Here is a 25,374-nt window from a genome sequence, read left to right as displayed (position 1 = left end):
TTTATGAAAGTTATTTATGTGTACACTTTCACAAACTTTTATTATAATAATAATCGTAAAGGGGGAAACACAAATGATACATCCTAAGGTCATTTTCGCTTCTATAAGACCTTTTTCATTAACGGCGTCAGTCATACCTGTTATATTTGGAACGATTTTAGCTTTGCAATGGACAAGCATCAATTGGACTGCATTCTTACTTACACTTTTTGGAGCTGTATTTTTGCAATGCGGCACAAACCTTGTAAATGATTATTTTGATCATGTTAAAGGAGCAGATATTCCTGGTTCTTTAAGCCCGTCTGGTGTTATAGACCGAAAAGAAATGACACCTCGACAAGTATACATTACAGGACTTATTTTCTTTAGCCTTAGTATTATTATTGGATTAATTTTAACAGTATTAACTGGACCTGTGGTTCTTTATATCGGTATTCCTTCATTATTGGTAGGATATTTTTACACAGCTACACGGTATGCATTAGCCTATAACGGATTAGGTGAAGTAGCTTCAGGCAGTACACTGGGAATTTTAGCGGTGGTTGGATCTTTTTATACACAAACACTCAATCTGAATATGGAAGTCTTCTTGGCAGCAATACCAAACGCTCTTCTTGTAATGGCTATACTGCATGCTAATAATTTAAGAGACTTTGACACGGATAAACAGATCGGCAAAACGACTATTGCAGGACTGATCGGCAGGAAAGCCTCCCGTATCGAGTACTATTTTCTAATGCTTGGTACGTACGTTAGTTTAATTGCTTTAGTCCTTTTAAATATTTTACCTGTTTGGAGTCTGATAGCTGCTATTACCCTTCCTATTGCATTAAAAGGGCTGCAGATTGCAGTATCCACTTGGGAAGCCAAACAGCTTAACAAAGCTCTAGGGTTAACAGCCATGCTTCATATGGCTTTTGGAATTCTTTTATGTATTGGAACACTAACAGGCATTCTGTTATAAAGTAAACTTGGCTGATGTTTCGCGTCAGCCTTAGTTGCACTTATACTTTCGACCTAAACTTGTTGACATGTCGAATATCATAATACTTTCTGATAGTGTAACAAAAACACGTCCTCCTGAATCGGAGGACGTGTTTTTTTAGCCTTTTCCTGCTTGAAATCCCGGGTACAGCGTCATTCCGCCATCAGCAATTAATGTTAACCCTGTTACATAACTTGCCTGTTTTGATGCAAGCCAAACAGCAGTTGCAGCAATTTCTTCAGGTTCTCCTATGTACCCCATCGGAATTAGTTTTAATACTCCTTCTTTAAGCTTTGGATCTGAAAATTTTTCCGCGTTGATAGGTGTATTGATTGCACCTGGTGCTATGCTGTTAATTCTAATCTTTTTAGGCGCATATTCTAATGCAAGAGTTTGCGTCATCAATTTAATACCGCCCTTACTTGCTGCATAGTGGACAAAGTGTGGCCATGGTATAATTTCGTGAACACTCGACATATTTACAATTGATCCCTGAATATCATTTTCGAGAAAATAGTCAAGAGCTTCCCGGCATCCTAAAAATTGACCGGTTAAATTTGTAGAGATGACTTTGTTCCAATCTTCTAAAGTAAGTTCGTGTGATGGTACTTCATTTTCAATTCCGGCATTGTTAATCATGACATCAAGTGACCCGAATTCTTCTACCGCTTTATGTATCAAGTTCTTGATATCATCTTCCTTTGTTACGTCTCCTTGAACGGCTATTGCATTTCCGCCGTTTTGCTTAATTTCTTCAATAATTGCATCAGTTTCCTTCACTTGCTTATCAGAATGATAGTTAATTACAACATTCGCTTGTTCTTGTCCAAAGCGTATGGCACAAGCTTTCCCAATTCCAGTAGCCGCTCCTGTGATGATTACCGTTTTTCCTTCTAGATCTGGATACATCCAATCCACTCCTCTTTCTATGATTTCGTAAATCCTAGCATCACACCGCCAAGAATGATCAGTACACATCCTGAAATGACCCATATAATTTCTTTTTTACTTCGTTTTTCACCTAAAATAAAAATACCGCCGAGTGTTGAAATAATTATCCCTGTTTGTGATAAAGAAAAACTTGTCGCAATACCGATTAGCGGCAATGCAAGAAGTAAAGTTATGTTTCCCGTACTCCAGATCAAACCTGTCAAAATGTTTCTCATTGAATATTTATTAAATGGTTTGTGCTTGAGTGACATCACTAGTGCTCCAAGAAACATTCCTATGGCCTGAGGGAGAATAGCCTGCCATCCGTTTACTTCAAACCACCTTATTATTACGACATATGTAACATATCCAACAGTTGAAATTAAAAGGATTGTAATTCCTTTTTTAAAATTTTGTTTATCTTTCTCGTTCCCTTTCTTGCTGCGGCGGGAAGTCAGTAATGCGCCTGCTACTATCGCGCAGATCGCTGCAAGACCGATCAAAATCTCAGTTGTTGTTTTCCATTCATGAAAAACCAGTACTCCAAAGAGCGTTGTTCCAAACAATTGCATTCCTGTTGATAATGGAACAATTTTGGATACGCCTAAATAATCAACACTTGCAAATTGATTTCGCTGTCCAATTACCCAAAAAATTCCCGAAACCACACCAATAGCAACCACAGCCATGTTAAGGTCAGGCTGAACAATAAAAAACGCAACAAGTGAAAATAGCAATGCCCCAAGAGTCATTCCAAAGGTTTGGCTATGGAAATCGCCCCCGAGCTTTTCACTGACTAATACGATACTTCCCCAGCAAACTGCTGTAATAAGTGCCCATATGATACCCAAAAAACCACTTCTCTCTTTCTTGAAATTGTTAAAACTTAGTATGACCTTTTACGGTTATTCAGTATTCATACCCCTATTTCCGATTCATAAAAACAAAAATACCGCCCCTTTTTAAGGGACGGTACGTGAAATTAATGTTTAATTTTTATTTTGTAATTTCCTGTAATTGCACTTTGCACTTTCTAACAACATTGTACATAAGTGCGGTAAAGCCTAAACATGTTAGTGAAGCGATACCTAAAGTAATCGATTGGATAAAGTTTTTGTCTTCCACTGGAAGAACTAATCCTAAATAGAAGAATGTGCTTACTGCCAACAAAATAAAGCCAAAGCGCTGGTAGTCAGCCATCTTTTTTTGTAATTCCTTCTCATTTTTGTTTGTCATGCAGCTTCTACCTCCTAACCTCTATTAACAGAATAACATAGGTAAGTAAGCTACCTGCCAAGCACTTTTTGACAATCTAGTGAAAAAATTATGGCTAAATAGTGATCAAAAAAGGCTGTTTTCGTATACATTGTTGCTTTTGAAAGTGGTTGATCTCCGCTCCATCTGCTCGCTTTCCACGGGGCGTGTGGTGAGCCTCCTGCCGCTTTGCGCCATTAGGAGTCTCCACCTGACCGCCTCATGGAAGCATCCTTGCTCCTGCGTCTACAAGTAAATGCTACCGATGTGAGCTTCCTCGTCGCATGCCTTGCGAGAAGCTTCTCAGGTGGTAGGCACACTCCAATCAACTTGCAGATGATAAGAATAGAAAAAGCCTAAAGCAACTCCTTTAGAAAAGAGCAAAAAAAAGAGCAAACGCACCAGCGTCTGCTCTTTGTAACTAGTTGTTTAATGCATTCTTTAAGTCCTCGATCAGGTCCTCTGCATCTTCAATCCCTACAGAAATACGAACTAAACCATCTGTGATTCCAAGTTCTGCTCTGCGATCTGCTGGAATTGAAGCATGCGTCATTCTTGCCGGTACTGAGATCAGGCTTTCAACCGCTCCTAAACTTTCAGCCAATGTGAAATACTTCACTTTTTTCAGGACTGCATCTGCGTTTTTTTCGCTGCCAACATCAAACGATACCATGCCTCCAAAACCGCCAGATTGTTTTTTGGCGATATCATGCTGAGGATGATCTTCAAGACCAGGATAGTATATTTTTTCAACAGAAGGATGCTCTTTTAAGAACTCAACAATTTTCTTCGTGTTGCTCTCATGAGCTTCCATTCTTAAACCTAATGTCTTAATTCCACGGATTAAAAGCCAAGAATCCTGAGGCCCAAGAACGCCCCCTGTTGAGTTTTGTACGAAATGCAAGTCTTCGCCCAGCTTATCGTCGTTTACTACGACAAGGCCCGCTACAACGTCACTGTGGCCGCCAATATATTTTGTAGCTGAATGCAGCACGATGTCAGCACCAAGTTCGATTGGATTTTGCCAGTAAGGTGTATTAAACGTGTTATCTACCATAAAGAGAAGATTTTTAGATTTAGCCCATTTAGCTGCTGCTTCAATGTCTGTAACTTTTAACAACGGGTTTGTTGGTGTTTCAACATAAAGAGCTTTTGTATTTGGCTTTAAAGCTGCTTCGATCTGATTGATATCTGTTGTATCTACAAAAGTTGACTCGATGCCGAGACGGTTTAATACTTTTGACATCACACGGTAAGTTCCCCCGTATACATCATCCGTTAAAATTACGTGATCTCCTGAATCAAACAGCATCATAACTGCAGTAATAGCTGCCATGCCTGAACCAAAAGCAAATCCGCGCTTTCCGCCTTCAAGATCTTTAATTAATTCCTCAAGTGCATGGCGTGTAGGGTTTCCCGTTCGGGAATACTCGAATCCTTTATGAACCCCAACATCATCTTGCTTGTATGTGCTTACCTGATAGATCGGATAGACAACCGCTCCTGTATTTTTATCAGAAGGAATGCCTCCGTGGATTAATTGTGTTTTTCTTTTCATATCAGATGCCTCCTTCATAAATTTTTTTGCTTAGATAACGCTCTGAGCTGTCTGCAAAAACGGTTACGATTATATCCCCGTCTTTTGCGGATTGTGCCTCAATTAATGAAGCATGAAGTGCTGCTCCTGAAGAGCTGCCAACCAGCAGACCTTCTTTTTTTGCAAGTTCTCCAACACGATTAAAGGCGTCTACATCTGTTATTGTATGAATACTGTTGAAATAGGAAAGATCCATATAGTCTGGAAGAAACTCCATTCCAATGCCTTCGGTTTTATGCGGACCAGATTCTCCGCCATTTAAGATTGATCCTTCAGGCTCGACTATAACTGTTTTCACATTAGGATTCTTTTCTTTCAAGTACCGTGCTGTTCCCATGAATGTTCCGCCAGTGCCAGCTCCTGCTACAAAAATGTCTACTTTTCCATCCAGATCATTCCAGATTTCCGGTCCTAACGTTTTGTAATACGTGTTAGGATTGTCTGGATTTGAGAATTGGGCAGGTGAAAAAGAGTTCGGCACCTCATTTAAGAGTTCCTTCGTTTTCTTTATGGCACCTTTCATTCCTTCTGAAGTTGGAGTATGAATAATTTTTGCACCAAGAGCTTTCATGAGCTCCTGTTTTTCAATACTGAACTTTTCAGGGATAACAAAACAAACATTGATTCCTTTATTGATTGCAGCAAGTGCAAGGCCAATTCCTGTATTGCCTGCAGTTGGTTCAATAACTGTCCCGCCAGGTTTAAGCTGTCCGGAAGACAGGGCACATTCTAAAAGTTCCATACCTAATCTGTCTTTTACACTGCCCCCTGGATTCATGAACTCCAGTTTTGCAAAAAGGCGTACTCCTTTTGGTAGAGAAAACTGCGTAATCTCCATCAGGGGAGTATTGCCGATCATTTCATGCACATTTTTATAATAGTTCATTCTCACGCCCTCTATTCAGCGAAAACAACGTGCCACTCGTCTTTTTTAGATAGCATCTTGCGTGCGATCTCTTTAGCGCCTTCAAGGCTATGATTTGCTGCCCATCCGCACTGTACCTCATTACAAGCTGGCACCTCAGTCGCTTCTAATACATCGTTAAGTGTTTTTTCTAAAACTTCTAGAATTTCATCATAGTTATCATGGTTAATAACAGATAAATAGAAGCCTGTTTGGCAACCCATCGGGCTGATATCTACAACAGTAGAATGGTGGTTGCGGATATTTTCTGCCATCAAGTGCTCAATTGAGTGAAGACCTTCCATAGGCATGTGATCTTTGTTCGGCTGGCAGAAGCGGATATCGTATTTATGAATTACATCTCCGTTAGCTCCAGTAGTCGTACCTGCTAAACGGATATATGGTGCAACGACTTTTGTATGATCAAGATTAAAACTTTCAACGTTCATTTTTTTTGTCATTATGATTTCAGCTCCTCTACGATTTGTTGAACAAGTTCTGCAGAATTCTTTGATGCAGTTTTTAAAAACTGGTCATAAGATACGCGGGCATCTTTCCCGGCAATGTCTGATAATGACCGGATAATAACAAAAGGTACATTAAACTGATAGCATGTTTGTGCAATCGCTGCAGCTTCCATCTCAGCCGCATACAAGGCTGGAAATTTCTTGCGTATGTCTTCTACCCTCTCATGATCACTCATAAACGAATCACCAGATGCAATTAAACCTTTTGTAACTTGAATATTTTCAACACGAGAACCTGCTTTTACAGCTGCTTCTACAAGTGTTTGGTCAGGCATATAATTTGCAGGCATTTGAGGAACTTGCCCATATTCGTATCCGAAAATTGTTGCATCTACGTCATGGTGTCGAACTTCAGTGGATATCACAACATCGCCTACGTTTAGATCAGTATGAAATCCACCTGCAGATCCCGTATTTAAAATTACATCAGGTTCATACAGCTGAATCATGAGTGTAGTACCAATAGCTGCGTTTACTTTTCCGATTCCGGATTTCAACAAAACGACTTCCTGATCGTTTAAAAATCCTTGATAGAATTCACATCCTGCAAGCTTATTTTCCTGAAGGTTTGACAGCTGCTCTCTTAATAGAACAACCTCTTCTTCCATTGCACCAATAATTCCAATTCTCTTCATTTTAATTCTCCAATAACTATTTTTTTACCGCTTCCATAAGCCAGACATATTCATTTAGCTTTTCAAATGAGATATCAAAATCATGTTTTTTGAAAATTTCTTCGAGTACCCCAAGAGTTGTATAATATTCCGTCTGCAAGTCTTTTAAAAGATTAAGATATCCTTGTTTTTTGACCTTTTCATGGCGTTCTTTTTTATCTGATTCATGAAGGAATGCGGTATCTGCAAAAACAATTTTACCATCTTTTTTAAGCAGCTGGCTATAGTGTCCAACTGCCGCGTCTTTTTCATTATCTGTTAGATGATGAAAAGCATACGTACTGACAATCGTATCGATCTCTTTGTCTAATTTGGGAAAAGATAAAAAGTCTCCATCATGCAGCACTAGTTTTTGATTTCGTTTTAATGCTTTTTCTCGCATTCCTTTTGAAGGTTCGATTCCAATAACGGTTTTACCTTTTAAAAGCAGCTTTTCACTTAAGTTTCCTGTCCCTACGCCAAATTCTAAAACCACATTACCTGATTTATTCACCACAGTTTCTAGGATATGATCATATTTATGAAAAACTTCCTTGTATTCTAGGCTCTCGCCAGCCACTGTTTCATCATATGAAGAAGACCATTCATCAAAAAGTTCAATAAACTCTCGTCCCATTTTTTTCACTCCAAATTATTAAAATATATTATTCCTATCAATATACTATGAATTAAATGTTTACAGGTTCCAAATTAACATAATCTCGTGAGTTTTTCAAATGTATGAACCTGTAAACAATTCATTTATCTGCTAGGTCATTTTCGTAAAACCTCTGTTGCTATTAGTAGGGTTGATTTCCGCTCCAGTTTGCTCGCTTTCCGCGGGGCGTGCGGTGAGCCCCCTAGGGTAATCAAGCCTGCTGAGGCCTCATAAGGAAGTATCTGTGCTCCTGCGTCTGCAAGCTTATTCTGTTGAAGCTTGCTTCCTCGTCCCATGCCTTGCGAGAAGTATACTCAGGTGGTTGGCACGCTAATCCCGCAGGACAAGGAAGGCTTCGGCAGCGTTACATCGCACGAAGAAAATTGAATTTTATTTTCGAGGAGTCTCGCACCTTGCGCTCCAATCAACTATTCAACGATGAAAAAATCCAAAAGTAACATTCTTTTAGAAAACAGCCATCTGGTAACTAATAATCAAAAAATAAAAAAACTCTGAAATACATTCAGAGTCATAATCAAATTGATTTTTTTGCAAAAATTGAACTAATTGTTAACATAACAAATGAAAACAGTGTAAGGAACAAGGATAAAATCAGTGCTGTTTGTTCATCTCCTAAAAGAACATGATCATATATTGCAAGCGGAGCGGTTTGGGTAACACCCGGAATATTACCCGCAATCATAAGAGTTGCACCGAATTCCCCAATCGCCCTTAAAAAGGACAGCATTACAGCGGCTATCACTCCATGTTTCGCTAAGGGAATACCAACTCTACAAAAAATATTCCAACTCGATCCATCCAGCCGTGCTGCATCAATTATGTTGTCATCTAAATTTTCAAAGGAAGCTTTGGATGTGCGGAAAAACAAAGGAAAAGCTACGATTGCTGCCGCTAGAACAGCAGCTTTCCAAGTGAACACCCATTGTATGCCAAATCTGCCTAAACCATCTTTTCCTAACAGCAGCAATAATATATATCCAACTACCGAAGGAGGCAGAATTAATGGAAGGCTAAAAATTGTTTCAAAGATCGTTTTTCCTCTAAAAGACAAACGAGCAAACAAATAGGATAGCGGCAACCCTGCTGCCACTACGAAAATCGTAGCAATAAACGCAGTTTCTAAAGATAGTACCAATGGATGAATCAATTTTTAACACTCTCTCTAAAATTATATTTCTTTAAAATTTTCTGTCCTTCTTTTGATCTAGCGTATTTTAAAAATTGTTTAGCCGCTTTCTTTTCGGTCATTGAATATACAGGATATTGAATGGCTGGATACCAGTTGGGCGGCATATTTTTTATGATGTTAATACGGTTATTTTCAACGGCATCTGTTCGATACATGATGGCATATTCTACAGCTCCCGTTTCAATTAATCCTTTTAAGTGTACTGCATTTTGGCTGTATATGATTTTAATTTGTTTATGATCTACATTTTGCAGTGCTTTTTCGGCATAATATCCTGCGGGCACCATATCAGGATTGCCGATTCCGAGTTTGGCATTTGAAGGTATATCTTCGATAGAGTCAACCGGTGTATCGACCTTCGTTCCAGAAACAAAAACAAGCTCGTTAGATGCAATAATTCCTTCTTTATTAATTTTAATTTTATCATCGTCAGACATAAACCTTTGAAGTGACTGCGCTGAAAACATTAAATCAGCTGGTGCGCCGTTATTTATTTGATTGATTAAAACTCCTGATGCACCAAAGTTCATCTTAATTTCGATATCCTTATGTGTTTTTTCAAACCGTTCCTTCCACTCGGTAACTGGTTTTTTCAGACTGGATGCAGCAGATATATAAACAACCGTCTTTTGCTGGCTGGTTACGCTGCAAGATGTCAATAAGACTGCAAGAAATAAGATTCCAATAATATAGTTTGTTTTCTTCATAATTACTCCTAGTTATTTCATACCCTTATTGAATCATTAACAATAAAGAATGAAAAGAAAAAAGACAACCAGCATATGAGCAGATTGTCTAGTTAATCATTATTGTACTTGTGTTACACTTATCGGCTGCCATCCTTTTTCAGGAATCCACTGCAGAACAACATCATACTTTATCTTTTCAGTATTGGATTGTACGGTGCCTTTGGATATATCAGGACCACCGCCATTACCGAGCCAGAAAATTGTCATTTGGTCTTCTGGAATATTTGTTGCGTACGAAAGCGCCTGAATCATCTCTTTCCAGTCTTGAGACTGATCATCGTATGACTTCTGATGAGGCTCTGCTTGAGAAGTTCCGATTGGTTCCCACGGGCCTTCAGGGCCTCCGCCTTCAGGATTTTCAGATTGCATTTCCTCATCCGTATTTGTTTCAGTATCATCTGACTGATTCTCGGATTCGTCAGAAGAACGATCATCATTTTGATCTTCTTTATCAGATTCCATTTCAATCGAAGAATCGTCTTTCGTTTCATTCTTGCTCTCAGTTTGTTCATTTTCTGATGTTGATGCCGTCTCGTTTTCATCACCAGAGAAAAGATTGAACGCAACCACAACAATCAGCAAAAATACCAATCCGATTGCTATGTTTAAAAAACGATTTTGTTTTCGCTTTTCTAATCTCGTTTCATAACGTTGATTTCGTTTCATGTTATCCTCCCCAGTAAATAAGCTCATTTTATTTTACCACGAGCTTAGTGATCGAGGACACTTTTTGCTTTTTTCTATTCCATTATTCATCTTCCTTGTTTGATATCTCCATAACTGCTTTTGCAATATCAGCATATACAGGGACTGTCCTGTTTACTGTATCGTGTTTCATATCAACGACTACTAAAGCGAATTTAGGGTTGTCGGCGGGAAAATAACCTGCAAACCATTTATTATAGACGTTCGCTTCTTCTCCTTTTTGAGCTGTACCTGTCTTGCCAGCTATCTGAAAAGGAAGTGATTGCAAAGCATGCCCTGTCCCATTTTCATCCTTTACCGCATTTACCAGTAAAGATTGCAGTCTCATCATCGTATATGGAGATAACGATTTTTTTTTGCCAGTATGATCCTTAAATTCTACCAATTCTGTTCCATTTGCAAAATTTACCGATTTAGCAGCTTTTACTTCTGACCAAGTGCCGCCCTTCGCTATTGTTGCCATCATGTTGGCTGCTGCCAGCGGAGTAATTTTCACATCCAGCTGTCCGATTGCAGTCTGCGAAATGGCGAGTGGTGATTGATAATCCTGCATCTTTTTATTAGGATTTCTTATTTGTCCTTGTTCTTCCTGATAGAAATGTGAAAAGTTATCAAAATGATATACTTGTCCTCTCCAGCCATTTAGCTCAAGAAGACCTAGCTTTTGAGCATATTCCTCAATAATATTGTTATTCTCTGCTGCCATTTCGTTTGCAAGGTCTCCAAACGTTTTATTGCAGCTTTGAGAGAAACTTTCCTCAAAATTTAGCATGCCTAATTGTCTCTCATCTTGCTTGCCATAAATATTTACATTACAGTCGTATCGTTTATCATTCTGAACCTTATTTTCCTCTATTGCAGCAGCAGCAGTAACAACCTTAAAAATCGAACCAGGAATTTGATGGGTGGTCATCTTGTTTTCATGTTCATAGATCGTCTGACTATTAAATACAGGTCGGCTTGCCATAGCCAGAAGTTCATTTGTTTCTACGTCAAGCAAGACAGCACCGCCCGCTTCCACCTGATGATTACTTAAATATTTCTCAACAGTTTCCTGCATTTTTTTATCAATAGTAGTTTTAACATGCAAAGGATATAGCGGATTCGTCTGAGTACGATATTTTACATCGAGCCCAAATAAGGGATTTCCTTGCCGGTCCACATGATAAATAAACTGAGTTTCACCTTCAGATATTAAAAAAGGGTCAAAAGTATATTGCATTCCATTTTTCCCTGTTTTGGTAGCAGTGCTTACTGTTCCCTTATCTAATTTATCTTTATATTTTTGCTTTATTAAATCAGGGTCTTCGCCAACTGCTCCGATAATATGATTCGCAAATGGGAGGGGTTTTCTTCTTGTTACAAGCTGTGCATACAGACCCGGAATTTCGAGTTCATTGATTTGATTCATCTGCTGCAGAGTTAGCTCTTCTGGCAATAAAAGTGCTGAAGGTTTTTTCAGCTGAAAGATCATTTCTTCTATCTTTTGTGATGACAGCTGAAGAATTTCTGAAATGGTGTCTACCGGCCAATCCTTTGTATATAGGTTTGGGAACACAACAATTTGAGGTTTTACATCTGTAGACAGAAGTTCACCATTCCGGTCCAGAAAATAACCTCTCCCATCATTAATTGTAAAACGGTGAGTTCGCTGGTTTACACTCTCTTGTATTAAATTAACGTTATTTTTTGAAAAAGATTTTGTGGAAATCAGCTGTATATCTGCTAAGCGGTACATCAGACAGAGAATAAGCAATAGAATGCCAACACCTGCAGCTATTGTTCTTTTTCGAGATAACAATGCGGTCACCACCCTAACCACATTTTCTCCTCATCTCAATTTTCTTAAACAAAAGCTGTTTTCGCAAACAATTATTGTTCTTGTAAGTAGTTGATTTCCGCTCCAGGTTACTTTGCTTTCCGCGGGGCGTGCAGTGAGCCCCCTGCCGCTTTGCGCCTTTGAGTGGTCTCACCTGACCGGCTCATGGAAGTATTCTTGCTCCTGCGTCTACAAGTATATATGCTACCGATGTAAGCTTCCTCGTCGCATGCCTAGCGAGAAGCTTCTCATGTGGTAAGCACGCACCTTCCGCTCCAATCAACTTGTCAGTGAAGGGAATGAACAAAATTTCTTAAAAGCAACAATTTTTTAGAACAGACCAATCAAAAAAAAGACTTGCCGCAGCAAGCCTTCTTTCCTGATGATCTTAACTTATTTTACTTCTAAAATTACAACGCTGATTTCTCCGCCTGGTGTTTGAACAGAAACTTTGTCTCCAGGTTTCTTGCCTAATAAACTTTTAGCCATTGGAGAATCATTGGAAATTTTACCTTCAAATGGATCTGCTTCCGCACTTCCAACGATTACATATGTTTCTTCATCACCATCAGGAAGCTCTTGGAATTTAACAGTTTTCCCAATGGAAACGTTATCAGATTGATCTTTATTGTCTTCAATGATCACTGAATCACGAATCATTTTTTCTAATTGAACGATACGCGCTTCAACAAACGCCTGCTCGTCCTTTGCAGCATCATACTCAGAGTTCTCAGAAAGATCTCCAAAGCTTCGTGCTACTTTAATTCTTTCTACAACTTCTTTTCTTCGTTCTGTTTTTAAAAATTCTAATTCGTTTTCTAACTTTTGCTTACCCTCTAGGGTCATATAGTGTTTTTTCTCGTCTGCCATGTTTATTCACTCCTTCAATAATCAGTACCCTTGTTACGTTATATGATAATTCCGGCAGGGTATGTATAAAAAATAGGACAATAGTTGAATGCCATGCCGTTTTTAAAGATAATATTGTCCAAGTATACCGAAAAAATGAGGAGTGTTCCTCATTTTTTCAATAATGCTTTGTCTTCTAAAATGGTCTTAACTTTAGTAACCATTAAATCAATAGCAACGCGATTTTGACCGCCTTCTGGGATAATAATATCCGCGTACCTTTTTGTAGGTTCGATAAACTGATTATGCATAGGACGCACCACTGAAGTATATTGATCGATTACAGATTCTAAAGTTCTGCCGCGGTCACGTATATCACGAACCATCCTTCTGATGATTCGCACATCAGCATCAGTGTCGACAAATAACTTAATATCCATTAAATCACGTAAACGTTCATCTTCGAGTATAAGAATACCTTCCAATATAATGACATCTTTAGCATCAACTGGGATAATTTTATCACTTCTTGTATGCGCTGTATAGTCGTACACTGGTTTTTCAACTGATTCATATGCTTGAAGTGACATGATATGCTGGATCAGCAGATCATTATCAAAAGCAAGAGGGTGATCATAGTTTGTTTTCAAACGCTCTTCCATTGATTTTTCAGATTGATCTTTATAATAAGCATCCTGCTCAATAATAAGAATCGACTGATTTGCAAACTGCCTGTAAATTTCCTTAGCTACCGTCGTTTTACCCGATCCGGATCCTCCTGCAACCCCAATTACGATAGGTTTTTGTGCCATTTCTATTACTCCTCCAAACTGCTGTACCTTTAGGTTTTTCGAATGCTCACCATCATACCATCTCCTACCGGCAAGATTGAAGAATAATAATCAGGATGCTGCATGATATATTCATTAAAACTTCTAATTTTTTTAACAAGAGAACGCAGCCTTCTGCTCTCTAAGCCGCTTTCATCCGCGACATAGCCTCTAAAGAGCACATTATCTGTAATGATCATGCCGTCTTGTGACAGCATTGCAGAATAATGATCAAAAAAGTTTTGATATTGTCCTTTAGCTGCATCGATAAAAATAAAGTCGTATGGGGCATATTGTTCTACTTGACTCTGTAATTCATTCGCATCGCCAAGCAATAGTGTTATTCTATCGTTGAGGTCTAGTGCATTAACATTTTCTTTTGCTATATTGTACCGTTCTTCATCTCTTTCAATACTTACAATTTCGGTTGTCTCATTCGTGAGAGCCATTCTTATTGCAGAGTACCCAATGGCTGTACCAACTTCTAAAATCCGTTTGGGGCTTTTTAATCTGACATAAGTCAAAAGGGTCTCTATACCCGATAATTCCATGATTGGTACATCATGCTGCTTAGCATACTGCTCCATTTTCAAAATAGATTCAGAGCGTGCAGGAATTAAATTTTCAATATATTGGTTTACTCTATTTGAGACCAAAGTAACACGCCTCCTTCACACTAACCGGTATATTGTAACATAATCTTTTTATGAAGGCGAGAGTCCTCTATATTTCAACCTATTATGAATTTATATTCGTTGTGCGGATTGTTATTAAAAAAAGGACACTATAAGATAGTATCCTCAGAAAATATTATTGCTGCTCTTGCCATACTTTCCATTCATCTCTGTACTTCTTGTATACGGCATTATGTTCTTGCAGTGTCTTCGTATATATTACTTCTCCGTTCGGTCTTGCATAGAAGAATAGTTCTTCCATCTTTACTGGTTTTAGTGCAGCTTCAATAGATTTTTCCCCTGGAGATGCGATAGGACCGATTGGAATCCCTTTGTAGCGATACGTATTATAAGGAGAATCAACTTCTAAATGCTCATATAACACTTGTACATCAAAATCTTTTCTAGCATATTTAACAGTTGGATCTGAATCCAATTTCATGTCTTGTTCAAGTCTATTATAAAAAACGCCAGAGATTTTTTTTCGATCCTCTTCACGCTGAGACTCTTCTTCAATCAAAGAGGCTAAGGTGATCATCTCGAACATTGTATATCCGCTCTTTTTTATGTCATTCTCATATTTGGCAATTACAGTTGAGGACTGTTCTACCATTTTCCCCACAATCTCTTTTAGCTTAGGCTTCTTTTTATCAAATTCATATGTCGCAGGAAATAAAAATCCTTCAAGCGGATAATAAAGACCTTCTTTGTAAATATCATCAGGTATATTCTTATATTTGTTTTGAAGCTCTTTTAGAAATGCCTTATCGGTCATCACTTTTAATATTTCTTCTTTTTCATAACCAGTACTCACACTGATCTCTCCAGCAATTTGAGGAACATTAAACCCTTCTGGAATTGTTAAAGTCAGTTCTGGTTTTTTAAATAGTTTTCCCTCTTTAAGAGCTGCGATAATTTCGGTAAGGTTCATGGATGGAGATAATTGATAAACTCCTGCTTGAAAATCTCCTTCTCCCTTAACTCGCGTATAAAGTTTGAAGAATTGACCGCTGTTAATGATCCCTTTATCTTCAAGCTCTTTTCCGATATTCGCTGTTGAAGAGCCGATCGGAATCTCAACAGTAAAATTTTCTTGATTTGTTGAATCAAATGCTCCGATATTTTTATTGAAATAAAAATATAGTATGCCAGCAACAAGAACCATTACTGCTAAAAACAAAGCAATTATCGTGAATATGATGGATTTTGTGCGTTTCTTTTTCTTATTTTCTATGTAATTCCCAGAAGACTGGAGTTGTATCATCCCTTTTCCCCCTTCCATCTGTTTAATTATACTTTTGCTAGCAGAAATTGTCGAGATTAGCAGTAATAACAAAAAAGGATGACTCCCTCAAGAGTAATCCTTACATTTTTAACAGTTTTAACCATAATGAAACAGTTTTTGGCTATGCTGCGAGAAACTAATCCAAAAGTTTTAGTCGTGAATCCACAAAATACAGGGTTGATTCCACAAGATTTGTACCGTAATCAAAAAGTTTTGCCCTTTTATCCACAAGTTTGCATTTACAGACATGGTTCGACATTAGAGGATATTCTTGAAAGTAGTTGATTTCCATTCTAGGTTGCTTCGCTTTCCGCGGGGCGTGCGTTGAGCCCCCTCGCCGCTTTGCGCCTTTGAGTGGTCTCACCTGACCGCTCGTCCCGCAGGACAAGGAAGGCTTCGACAGCGTTACATCGCACGAAGAAAATGTGATTTTCATTTTCGAGGAGTCTCGCACCTTCCACTCCAATCAACTTGTCAGTGAAGGAAATGAACAAAATTACTTAAAAGCAACAATCTTTTAGAAAAGAGCCTTTTAAAAAAAAGAGGCTGCCTAAAGTAAGGCAGCCCCATTAAGATTATTCAGTTTCGTACTCATCATCTTGGAATGTATTTAACATTTCCTCGATCATATCCCACTCTTCATCTGTTTCAAGAGGGAACAAAGCAAGATCATCATCTGCTTCTCCCTTTTCTTCATAGCGGAAAGGGAATACTTCTACTTCATCCGTATCGTCATCTTCTGAATCAGCTATAGGTATAGTTACCATGTATGATTTTCCAGTCTGGTCAACATCGAATTTGAATAAAACTTCAAATAGATTTTCGTCACCATTCTCATCTGGAATTATAATGCGCTCGCGTTCTTCTTTTGCCATAATAGGCTCACCTCAATTTTTATTTTTTTGGCTGTCCATATACCCTTGCAGAATAATTACAGCAGCAAGTTTATCAATAACCTGTTTGCGTTTTTTTCTGCTTACATCGGCGGATATAAGTGTACGTTCAGCTGCCATTGTAGTCAGCCTCTCATCCCATAGGATAACCGAAAGGCCAGTAAGACTTTCAAGTTCTTTTGCAAAGTTTTGACAAGCCTCACCGCTCGGACCGATCGACCCGTTCATATTCTTAGGCAGGCCGACAACAACCTCTCCGATTTCATATTGAGAAATCAGCTCTTTAATTCTGTTGAAATCTTCTTCAGGATGGTTAGGACGCCGTCTAATTGTTTCAACGCCTTGTGCTGTCCAGCCGAGTAAGTCAGATACGGCAACACCAATCGTTTTTGTCCCGACGTCCAATCCGAGTATTCTTGTCATTAACGGCTTCCTTCTTTTTGATTTAAAAGGTATGATTTTACGAGCTCTTCGATAAGCTCGTCCCGCTCAAGCTTACGAATCATACTTCTCGCATCATTATGGCGCGGAATATATGCCGGGTCACCTGAGAGCAAATAACCAACAATCTGGTTGATCGGGTTGTAGCCTTTATCCTGCAGGGCGTCATAAACAGAAAACAGGACAGTTTCAACATTCGTCTTATAAGCATCATCCTCGTTGAAATTAAACTTCATCGTCTTGTCCATTGAACTCACTTGCGAACACCTCTTTCTGAAGATCTCCCTTAAGGGACAAATTAGTTATTTTCTCTATTGTACATGATAGACGAACGCTTAGGAAACCGTTTTAATCAATTCAACTGCAGAATCTATGCCTTCTTCTAACTTTTCAGGGTCTTTCCCGCCTGCCTGAGCCATGTCAGGGCGGCCTCCGCCGCCTCCGCCGCAGCGAACCGCAACTTCTTTAACAAGGGTGCCTGCATGGTATCCTTTTGACACTAAATCCTTTGTAACACCTGCAACAATGTTTACTTTCCCTTGGCTTTCAGCACCTAAAATAACAATCCCGCTCTGAAGCTTGTTCTTTAAGTCGTCTACGATTGCACGCAGGCCGTTCATATCAGAAGCATTTACTTTTTTAGCGATAACAGATACTCCGTTAATCGTTTGTACTTCGTCAACAAGACTTCCGGCTTCCAGATTTCCAAGTTTAGAAGCTAATGATTCCTTTTCTTTTTGCAGCTCACGGATTTGATCGTTCAGTGCATCGATACGCTGAGGAACATCTTTAAGATTAGTTTTTAATTTTGCAGCAGTATCTTTTAACAGCTGAACTTGACCATTCATTAATCGGTAAGCTGCTTCACCAGTAACAGCTTCAATACGTCTTGTACCAGCACCAATTCCTGATTCTGATACGATTTTAAACAATCCGATCTCAGCCGTATTGTTTACATGACATCCGCCGCATAATTCCAGGCTGTAATCTCCAACTTTAACTACACGGACTGTCTCACCATATTTTTCACCGAAAAGAGCCATAGCTCCCATAGCTTTTGCTTCTGCAATATTTTTTACCATTTTTTCAACAGGGATGTTTGCCCATACTTTTTCGTTTACAATCTCTTCAATTTTCTCAAGTTCTTCGGCAGTGATGCTTCCAAAATGCGTAAAGTCAAATCGCAGTCTGCCCTCTTGAACAAGTGAGCCCGCCTGATTAACGTGTGTGCCTAGAACATCTTTTAAAGCCTGATGAAGCAAATGAGTTGCTGTATGATTTTTTACTACTTTTGCTCGTGTTTCTCTGTCAACTTGTACAGAGACTTGCATGTTATTTTCCAAAACACCTTGTTCGATAATTACTGTATGCAGATTTTGTCCATTTGGAGCTTTTTGCACATCTTTTACTCGTAACTGAAGGTTGTTTCCTGTAATTGTTCCTTGGTCAGCAATCTGACCTCCGCTTTCAGCATAGAATGGCGTTTCATCAAGAATAACCTGAGCCTCATCGCCTTCTGATACCATGGAAACACGTTCTCCGTTTTGCAGAACTTCAAGAATTCTTGCATCCCCGCTCAAGGACTCATAACCTGAAAACTTACTTTTTACAGTAATGTCTGAAAGAACGCCGCCTTGTACCTGCATGCTGTCCACTTCTTGTCTTGCAGCACGTGCACGTTCACGCTGAGCTTTCATTTCGGATTCAAAGCCTTCCAGGTCAACTTCCATTCCATTTTCTGCTGCATACTCTTGTGTTAATTCAAATGGGAATCCGAATGTATCATACAGTTTAAATGCGTCTTTACCTGAAATAATTTTATTGTTTTGTGATTTTTCTTTAGTGATCACATCTTCTAGGATAGCTAATCCTTCGTTAATTGTTTCATGGAATCTTTCTTCTTCTGTCTTTACAACTTTTTGGATAAAAGGTACTTTTTCTTTCACTTCTGGATAGAAATCATCCATGATATCAGCAACAGTAGGCACTAATTCATACATGAAAGGCTTATTGATGTTGATCTTTTTAGCAAAACGGATCGCTCTTCTAATCAAGCGTCTTAAGATGTAGCCCCTTCCCTCATTAGATGGCAGTGCGTTATCACCAATCGCAAAGCTTACAGTACGAATATGGTCTGCGATAACTTTGAAAGCTGTATCACTTTCAGGACTGTTTCCATAAGACGTATTTGAAAGCTTCTCCGTTTCCTTAATGATCGGCAGAAAAAGGTCAGTTTCAAAATTTGTCTTCGTATCTTGAATAACAGATACCATTCTTTCAAGCCCCATGCCTGTATCGATATTCTTCTTAGGCAGTGGTGTATATGTGCCGTCTGGATTATGGTTGAACTGAGAAAACACTAGATTCCATACTTCAAGGTATCTTTCATTCTCACCGCCAGGATATAATTCAGGATCTGACGAATCATTTCCATAAGACTCACCGCGGTCATAAAAGATCTCAGTATTCGGTCCGCTTGGGCCTTCTCCAATATCCCAGAAGTTCCCCTCTAAACGAATGATTCGTTCTTCAGGCAATCCTACCTGTTTTGTCCAAATGTCAAAAGCTTCATTATCTTCGGGGTGGATTGTAACAGAAAGTTTTTCTGAATCAAATCCGATCCATTCTTCACTCGTTAAAAACTCCCAAGCCCAGAGAATTGCTTCCACTTTAAAATAATCACCGATTGAGAAGTTGCCTAGCATTTCAAAGAAAGTATGGTGTCTTGCAGTAATCCCAACATTCTCAATATCATTTGTACGGATAGATTTTTGTGCATTCGTAATACGAGGATTCTCTGGAATTACACGGCCGTCAAAATACTTTTTAAGCGTAGCTACCCCACTGTTGATCCAAAGCAAAGTTGGGTCTTCGTGCGGAACAAGAGAAGCACTTGGCTCTACACGATGACCTTTCTCTTGGAAAAAATCGAGGAACATTTGTCTGACTTGAGCTGAAGTCAAAGTTTTCATTGTTTTCATTCTCCTTTTTACTTAATAAGAAATCGTTAAAGATTAATACTTTAAACATTTTTGTGTAGTACGCTTCATTGACTAGTTGATTGGAGCGCAAGGTGCGAGACTCCAGCGGGATTAGCGGGACAGGTGAGACCACGACAGGCTTGATAAGCCTAGGGGGCTCACCGCACGCCCCGCGGAAAGCGAGCATCCTGGAGCGGAAATCAACTGCTCCTATTAACTACAAATGTTTAATAAAAATCTTTAGATAAAATAAAAAACTCCCATCCCAAAAAACAGGGACGAGAGTTTGAATTCACGCGGTACCACCCTGGTTACATGCAAGCAGCATGTCACCTTGATTACAGCCTTAACGCGGCTTAACGGCAGATTTTCCTTCTGCACTCCAGAGTAGCTTTCCGTTTCCTTCTTTCTGAAACACCTTTCAGCCGGTGGATGTTTCTCTCTTTAGAAAGGACTAAAACGTACTTATCTCTTTCAACGATTTTTGTTCTTCTAGCGTTAGTATACGTTTATTTATTCTGACTTGTCAATCGGATGTTGTCTTAATCGGTGTTCCCGAATATGAATGACAATAACTTTGATTACGCTAAATACCGGAACAGCTAAGATCATTCCCGGCACTCCCGCTAGTTCACTGCCTAAAAGGAGCGAAAAGATGATAAAGACAGGATGGATATGCAGATTTCTACCCACAATAAATGGGCCAAGAATGTTCCCTTCAATAAACTGCAATACAAGCATGATTCCAACTGTTATCCATACCATCTTCCAAGAGATCGTCAAAGCAATAAGAATGACAGGAATAGCCCCTAAAATCGGACCAAAATAAGGAATGATATCAGTAACGGCAATCACAATTCCTAATAAAATCGGATAAGGCATACCGACAATCCAAAGGGCAATCATCGCAGCAACACCAAGAATAGCCCCTACAAACAGCTGTCCTCTTATATAGCCTCCCAGTGATTTATCTACATCTTCTATAAAATGCTTTCCTTCATGGCGGAATCTGCGTGGTGTAATATACCACACAGCTTTTTTTATTTTTTCAAAATCGTTCAGAAAATAAAAAACTAAAAAAGGGACTACGATAATTACGAAGAAATAATCTACAATTTTTCTTAAAGAAAAAATTGCATTCGTTAAAATGTTCTGTGCGTTTGTTTCCATTTTGACAATATATTGTTCAATTTTAGTATGGACAGAATAGGGAAGTGCTGAAGTTCCTTGATCAACTCTGTATAAAAGTTCTTTATAATCTTTTGCAAGAGCTGGAACATTTTCTAACAGCTGTTTTAATTGAACTACAAAATAAGGAAAACCTTTAACAATGGTATAGCCTAACCCTCCAAAGAACAATAGGTATATCGTTAAAATTGCAACAAATCGCGGAACACCTTTCTCATGCACATACTCTACTAACGGATGAAGCAGATATGTAATTAGAGCGGCGAGAAAGAAAGGCAAAAATACACCTTGCAGCGCCTTTAATAATGGGTGGTACAAAGGATCTAACTTCATGAGAAGGAATAAGCACAAAAACAGCAATAAAAGAAGCGCCAGCCGGTAAATCCACTTCATTCGATTTTCCTTTGTCATTCTTCCTCACCCTTTTTTAAAAAACCCCGTCTTAGATAGACGGGGAATACATTTAATAAATGGCTTTTGCGATTCTTTTTCGGATTTTCTTTGCACGTCTCGATGTCCAAAGATCACCGATATCCGAAAAATTCATGTTCATTCTGGACATTCTAGACATCCTTCTGTTTCTCATCGCATATGTTGCCGCTCCAATACCAAGTGCGAAAAGAGAACTCATCGTCCTATTCATGCTTTATCACCTCGACATCAGAGTAATAAAAAATTTACGAAGTACTTTCTCTATAAGTCAGGTCATGATCTTCAAATAAATCGTCGAGTGATGTTAAAGAGCCGTCTTCTTCCACTTGATGAAGGGACAGTCTTCCTTTTTCAATGGAAAGCTCAATAAAACAGTTCCAGCAATAATACTGGTTCACCCCGATTTTCCCAATATCTTTACGGCTGCAGTTCGGACATTCCACTTGCTTTCTCTCCTTTAAATTTACTGTTACAAGGGTGTCCTGAAACTTTATAAAATATACGCCATAATTGGATTTGAAGTATTGTCCTGCCTATAGATATGAAAAAAGAAATGTCCGATAAGATGCTTTTCGTCATCCTCCGAACATTTCTAGTTTGTTTCATTAAAGAGTGTATCATTCATAAAATCTTTTTCCAGTAAGGTTTCTTGCAGACGAAGCTTAAGGCCCGAATATCTTTCTGATTCATCAGACCGCTGTACCGCCCAAGAGAATGCCTCTTGTTCTCCGCATAAAATCAGATATTCTTTACTTCTCGTAATAGCTGTATAAATCAGGTTGCGTTTAAGCATTCTATAGTAGCTTTTCACTATGGGAAGAATGACAATGGGATATTCACTGCCTTGAGATTTATGTATGGAACAGCAAAAAGCATGTGTGAAATGGTGAAATTCACTTCTTTTATACGTTACTTCAATTTCATCAAAACTTATCACAATCTGATCTTCTTTGTCTGTATTTTCCCTTGCATAAATAACCGCAACGATCTCCCCTATATCCCCGTTAAAAACGTTATCTTCAGGCTGATTTACAAGCTGCAGCACCTTATCCCCTTTTCTGTAAAAAACATTAGCAACTTGCAGCTGCCGCTGTTTTTGCTTTTCGGGATTAAATAAACGCTGCAGTTCCAAATTTAACCGGTCGATTCCTACTGGACCTTTATACATAGGGGCAAGCACTTGAATATCTCTCGAAGTATACCCTTTTTTTATCGCATTTTCACAAACTTGTATGATGGCTTGAAAAACCTGCTCTCCTGAACAAGAAAAAAAGCGCCTGTCATTTTGAGGAATCAGCAAGTCTTGCGGAAGATTCCCTTTTTTCATCTCATGTGCTAAACGAATAATTGAAGACCCTTCAGATTGTCTGTAAATATCAATCAATCGGGTTTGCGGAATATGATCTGATTCGAGCAGATCCTTTAACACTTGACCTGGTCCTACAGAAGGAAGCTGATCTTCATCTCCAACAAAAATAATTTGGATATGCTCAGGAAGTGCCTTTGAAAGTGAGTATGCAAGCCAAATATCGACCATCGACATTTCATCTACGATTAACAACTTTCCTTCTATTGGCACATCTTCATTTTTTTCAAAGTGACCTGCGCCTCTCCATCCCAATAAACGGTGAATGGTATGAGCCGGAATACAAGTAGATTCAGTCATGCGCTTTGCAGCACGTCCTGTAGGCGCAACAAGCAGGACAGGAAATGGTTCCTTTTTTCCGCGATAATCTTCTATATTTAGACTTACTCCATGTATCTCACTATAAAGTTCTACGATTCCCTTTATTACGGTGGTTTTACCTGTGCCGGGACCGCCAGTAAGTACCATTATTGAGGAAGTTAATGCTTTTTTAATGGCTTCTTTTTGACTGTTTGCGTATTTGATATTCAGACGTTTTTCTAAATTTTCCAGTTCTCTCTCAATTTGCTCAACAGGGATTTCGTAATCTGTTTTTTGACTTTGCAATAAATGATTGATTTTTTGAGCGAATCCTCGTTCAGCAAAATAAAGAGAAGGCAAATACACCACATTTTCTTTTAAGATCAATCGTTTTTCAGCTTCCATGTCTTGAATTTCCCTGAAAATACTCATCTCATCGACCGTGTTTTTCCCATCAGCTAAAAGCTTTCTTACCCCAGCAAGAAGTTCTTCAACTGGTAGATAAGAATGTCCCAGATCAGTACCTTGATCTCTTAAAAGAAATTGACAGGCCGCCTGAATACGTTCAGGATGGTTCACTTGCATGCCATTGCCTTTTGCGATTTCATCTGCCCTGTGAAACCCAATACCTGGTACATCCTCAATAAGCCGGTACGGTTCGTTCTTAACAACAGATGCCGCTTCATCCTGGTACGTTTGGAAGATTTTCATCGCAAGCTGAGGACCGATTCCATATGGCTGAACTGCCATCATAACCTGATCCAACCCTCTGTTTTGCAGCAGTGCTTCATGTAGATTTTTCGCTTGTTCTTCTGTTAACTTCGGAATCTGGCTGATGTATTCTGGAGATTCTAAGAGCTTCGTGATCGCATCGTCACCCATGACCTCAACGATATGCTCAGCAGTTTTCTTGCCGATTCCTTTAAACAAGTCGCTCGATAAATATTGAATCATCGCTTCTTTGGATTGCGGTATTTCTTTTTTAAAATATTCAACCTCATACTGCTTCCCATATTTGGGATGGTCTTTAAATTTTCCATAAAACAGGTAGAGTTCATCCTCCCTTAACGGAGGAAGTATACCCGTTATCATGACTTCCTTTTCATCATAATTTTCATTTGTCTCTTTAATTCTCACCCTTGCTACTGTATAAAGGCTTTCAGATTGATGATATACGGTGGAAATCAATGTCCCTTTTATATAACGGGATGTTTGAGACGTCTCATCCTCTAAATTAAAGGAAGGCTGCTGTGCCATAAAGCATCCCCTTTTAATGTTTTGTATTCTTATTTTCGATATTCCTTTTGCCATTACCTGCCAAATAATGATCAGGCTGAATATCTAAAGCTTTTTCAAATGCAGCAAGAGCCTCATCGTTACGATCAAAAAAGCTCAAAGAAACACCTAAGTTATACCAGGCATCTGCATGCTTTTCATCTTGTTCCGTTACTTTATCGAATGTATTTAAAGCAGACTTAACATCGCCGATTCTTCCCTGGCATAGTCCAAACTGGAAAAGTGCCTCATTGTCATTAGCGTTCAATTCAGTTGCTCTCATTAAGTAAGGAAATGCTAGTTTGTTTTCCCCAAGCGATACGAACGACATACCCGCCATAAAATACGTATCAGCATCTTGAAGACCACCTTTAATTGCTTCTTGGAAGAGCTTAGCTGCTTTCGTAAACTGTTCGAGATGATAGCATGCAATACCTGCACCATATAGAGCAGCTGCAGCATTCACATCAAGTGATAATGCCTTGTCAAAAAAATGTATCGCTCTTTCATGTTCATGTACGGCAGAAAGCAGATTTCCAAAATTAATATAATGAACCGGATTTTGAGGATCAGCCTCAATCATTGTTTCAAGGCTTTTTGCCGCTTCTTCAAATTTCCCTTTTTTTAAGTATTCAAGTCCTTTTGAAGGCTCCATTTCTATACCCCCATCTTTATTTCCTACCAAAGTATATCAAATCAGGCTGAAAATCGCACAGAGTTTCTGGCTTATTTATCGTAAATAATGAATCGGATGCGATCATAAATCTCTGATGGCGATCATAAATCTCTGATGGCGATCATAAATCTCTGATGGCGATCATAAATCTCTGATGGCGATCATAAATCTCTGATGGCGATCATAAATCTCT

At 38.9% G+C, this 25,374-nt stretch carries 26 protein-coding genes and 1 other annotated feature; of the genes, 1 reads left to right on the top strand and 25 read right to left on the bottom strand.

All coding sequences use genetic code 11. The annotated features are described in order from the left end of the window. The first annotated feature begins 73 nt into the window (after window positions 1–73). Window positions 74–964: a 1,4-dihydroxy-2-naphthoate octaprenyltransferase gene (gene menA / locus ACFW35_RS06685; protein ID WP_379844605.1), complete on the top strand. Its 891-nt coding sequence runs from the start codon at window positions 74–76 to the stop codon at window positions 962–964. A 138-nt stretch (window positions 965–1,102) separates the two neighbouring features. On the opposite strand, the gene ACFW35_RS06680 is transcribed toward menA, so the two are convergent. From ACFW35_RS06680 to ACFW35_RS06560, 25 genes are all read right to left on the bottom strand, one after another. Beyond that, window positions 1,103–1,894 carry an SDR family oxidoreductase gene (locus ACFW35_RS06680; RefSeq protein WP_379844604.1) on the bottom strand — a complete coding sequence of 264 codons (792 nt, stop codon included), beginning with the start codon at window positions 1,892–1,894 and terminating at the stop codon, window positions 1,103–1,105. A 17-nt stretch (window positions 1,895–1,911) separates the two neighbouring features. Continuing rightward, window positions 1,912–2,766 carry a GRP family sugar transporter gene (locus ACFW35_RS06675; protein WP_379844603.1) on the bottom strand — a complete coding sequence of 285 codons (855 nt, stop codon included), beginning with the start codon at window positions 2,764–2,766 and terminating at the stop codon, window positions 1,912–1,914. A gap of 145 nt (window positions 2,767–2,911) precedes the next feature. Continuing rightward, window positions 2,912–3,151 carry a YrhC family protein gene (locus tag ACFW35_RS06670; protein WP_379844602.1) on the bottom strand — a complete coding sequence of 80 codons (240 nt, stop codon included), beginning with the start codon at window positions 3,149–3,151 and terminating at the stop codon, window positions 2,912–2,914. Between the two features lie 439 nt (window positions 3,152–3,590). After that, window positions 3,591–4,727, bottom strand: a complete 1,137-nt coding sequence (locus ACFW35_RS06665; RefSeq protein WP_379844601.1) for a bifunctional cystathionine gamma-lyase/homocysteine desulfhydrase — start codon at window positions 4,725–4,727, stop codon at window positions 3,591–3,593. Window position 4,728: 1 nt separating this feature from the next. Next, the gene (locus tag ACFW35_RS06660; protein ID WP_379844600.1) at window positions 4,729–5,652 is read right to left on the bottom strand and encodes a PLP-dependent cysteine synthase family protein; all 924 of its coding nucleotides are present in this window, start codon (window positions 5,650–5,652) and stop codon (window positions 4,729–4,731) included. Between the two features lie 11 nt (window positions 5,653–5,663). Then, the gene (locus ACFW35_RS06655; protein WP_130294756.1) at window positions 5,664–6,131 is read right to left on the bottom strand and encodes an S-ribosylhomocysteine lyase; all 468 of its coding nucleotides are present in this window, start codon (window positions 6,129–6,131) and stop codon (window positions 5,664–5,666) included. Beyond that, window positions 6,131–6,832 (bottom strand): 5'-methylthioadenosine/S-adenosylhomocysteine nucleosidase, encoded by a 702-nt coding sequence (mtnN, locus tag ACFW35_RS06650; RefSeq protein WP_379844599.1) that lies wholly within the window; start codon window positions 6,830–6,832, stop codon window positions 6,131–6,133. The genes ACFW35_RS06655 and mtnN overlap by 1 nt, the downstream gene beginning before the upstream one ends. Before the next feature lie 16 nt (window positions 6,833–6,848). Further along, complete coding sequence (locus ACFW35_RS06645) at window positions 6,849–7,487, bottom strand: class I SAM-dependent DNA methyltransferase (RefSeq protein WP_379844598.1); 639 nt, start codon at window positions 7,485–7,487, stop codon at window positions 6,849–6,851. A 556-nt stretch (window positions 7,488–8,043) separates the two neighbouring features. Continuing rightward, a complete protein-coding gene (gene modB / locus ACFW35_RS06640) occupies window positions 8,044–8,676 on the bottom strand; it encodes a molybdate ABC transporter permease subunit (protein ID WP_379844597.1) in 633 nt (210 codons plus the stop codon). Continuing rightward, complete coding sequence (modA, locus tag ACFW35_RS06635; protein ID WP_379844595.1) at window positions 8,673–9,425, bottom strand: molybdate ABC transporter substrate-binding protein; 753 nt, start codon at window positions 9,423–9,425, stop codon at window positions 8,673–8,675. Before modA ends, modB begins: the two co-directional genes overlap by 4 nt. A 99-nt stretch (window positions 9,426–9,524) precedes the next feature. Further along, a complete protein-coding gene (locus ACFW35_RS06630; protein WP_379844594.1) occupies window positions 9,525–10,133 on the bottom strand; it encodes a YrrS family protein in 609 nt (202 codons plus the stop codon). Window positions 10,134–10,215: 82 nt separating this feature from the next. Continuing rightward, complete coding sequence (locus tag ACFW35_RS06625; protein ID WP_379844592.1) at window positions 10,216–11,973, bottom strand: peptidoglycan D,D-transpeptidase FtsI family protein; 1,758 nt, start codon at window positions 11,971–11,973, stop codon at window positions 10,216–10,218. A 411-nt stretch (window positions 11,974–12,384) separates the two neighbouring features. Further along, window positions 12,385–12,861, bottom strand: coding sequence for a transcription elongation factor GreA (gene greA, locus ACFW35_RS06620; protein WP_066291237.1), 477 nt, complete (start codon window positions 12,859–12,861; stop codon window positions 12,385–12,387). 149 nt (window positions 12,862–13,010) lie between these two features. After that, entirely contained in the window at window positions 13,011–13,652 is a 642-nt protein-coding gene (gene udk / locus ACFW35_RS06615) for a uridine kinase (RefSeq protein WP_077359155.1), read from the bottom strand. Between the two features lie 29 nt (window positions 13,653–13,681). Further along, window positions 13,682–14,326 (bottom strand): O-methyltransferase, encoded by a 645-nt coding sequence (locus ACFW35_RS06610; RefSeq protein WP_379844590.1) that lies wholly within the window; start codon window positions 14,324–14,326, stop codon window positions 13,682–13,684. A gap of 154 nt (window positions 14,327–14,480) precedes the next feature. After that, window positions 14,481–15,608, bottom strand: a complete 1,128-nt coding sequence (gene mltG / locus ACFW35_RS06605) for an endolytic transglycosylase MltG (protein WP_379844588.1) — start codon at window positions 15,606–15,608, stop codon at window positions 14,481–14,483. Between the two features lie 596 nt (window positions 15,609–16,204). Then, the gene (locus tag ACFW35_RS06600) at window positions 16,205–16,504 is read right to left on the bottom strand and encodes a DUF1292 domain-containing protein (RefSeq protein ID WP_379844587.1); all 300 of its coding nucleotides are present in this window, start codon (window positions 16,502–16,504) and stop codon (window positions 16,205–16,207) included. 12 nt (window positions 16,505–16,516) lie between these two features. Beyond that, the gene (gene ruvX / locus ACFW35_RS06595) at window positions 16,517–16,945 is read right to left on the bottom strand and encodes a Holliday junction resolvase RuvX (protein ID WP_379844585.1); all 429 of its coding nucleotides are present in this window, start codon (window positions 16,943–16,945) and stop codon (window positions 16,517–16,519) included. After that, window positions 16,945–17,220, bottom strand: coding sequence for an IreB family regulatory phosphoprotein (locus ACFW35_RS06590; RefSeq protein ID WP_066291257.1), 276 nt, complete (start codon window positions 17,218–17,220; stop codon window positions 16,945–16,947). Before ACFW35_RS06590 ends, ruvX begins: the two co-directional genes overlap by 1 nt. 78 nt (window positions 17,221–17,298) lie before the next feature. Next, window positions 17,299–19,935 carry an alanine--tRNA ligase gene (alaS, locus tag ACFW35_RS06585; protein ID WP_379844584.1) on the bottom strand — a complete coding sequence of 879 codons (2,637 nt, stop codon included), beginning with the start codon at window positions 19,933–19,935 and terminating at the stop codon, window positions 17,299–17,301. 280 nt (window positions 19,936–20,215) lie between these two features. Next, window positions 20,216–20,431 (bottom strand) — a binding site (T-box leader). A gap of 26 nt (window positions 20,432–20,457) precedes the next feature. After that, window positions 20,458–21,543: an AI-2E family transporter gene (locus ACFW35_RS06580; protein ID WP_379844582.1), complete on the bottom strand. Its 1,086-nt coding sequence runs from the start codon at window positions 21,541–21,543 to the stop codon at window positions 20,458–20,460. Between the two features lie 52 nt (window positions 21,544–21,595). Continuing rightward, window positions 21,596–21,775, bottom strand: coding sequence for a YrzQ family protein (locus ACFW35_RS06575; protein WP_066291262.1), 180 nt, complete (start codon window positions 21,773–21,775; stop codon window positions 21,596–21,598). Window positions 21,776–21,809: 34 nt separating this feature from the next. Next, entirely contained in the window at window positions 21,810–22,007 is a 198-nt protein-coding gene (locus tag ACFW35_RS06570; RefSeq protein WP_066291264.1) for a hypothetical protein, read from the bottom strand. A 149-nt stretch (window positions 22,008–22,156) separates the two neighbouring features. Then, window positions 22,157–24,487 (bottom strand): SF1B family DNA helicase RecD2, encoded by a 2,331-nt coding sequence (gene recD2, locus ACFW35_RS06565; RefSeq protein WP_379844581.1) that lies wholly within the window; start codon window positions 24,485–24,487, stop codon window positions 22,157–22,159. Window positions 24,488–24,500: 13 nt separating this feature from the next. Then, window positions 24,501–25,160, bottom strand: a complete 660-nt coding sequence (locus tag ACFW35_RS06560) for a tetratricopeptide repeat protein (RefSeq protein ID WP_379844579.1) — start codon at window positions 25,158–25,160, stop codon at window positions 24,501–24,503. Window positions 25,161–25,374 lie beyond the last annotated feature (214 nt).

The organism is Fictibacillus sp. NPDC058756, assembly GCF_042746035.1.
In the GTDB taxonomy this organism is placed as follows: Bacteria; Bacillota; Bacilli; order Bacillales; family Fictibacillaceae; genus Fictibacillus.
The sequence above is the reverse complement of the archived record's forward strand: the minus strand, read 5'-3'. Positions and strand labels throughout refer to the sequence as shown.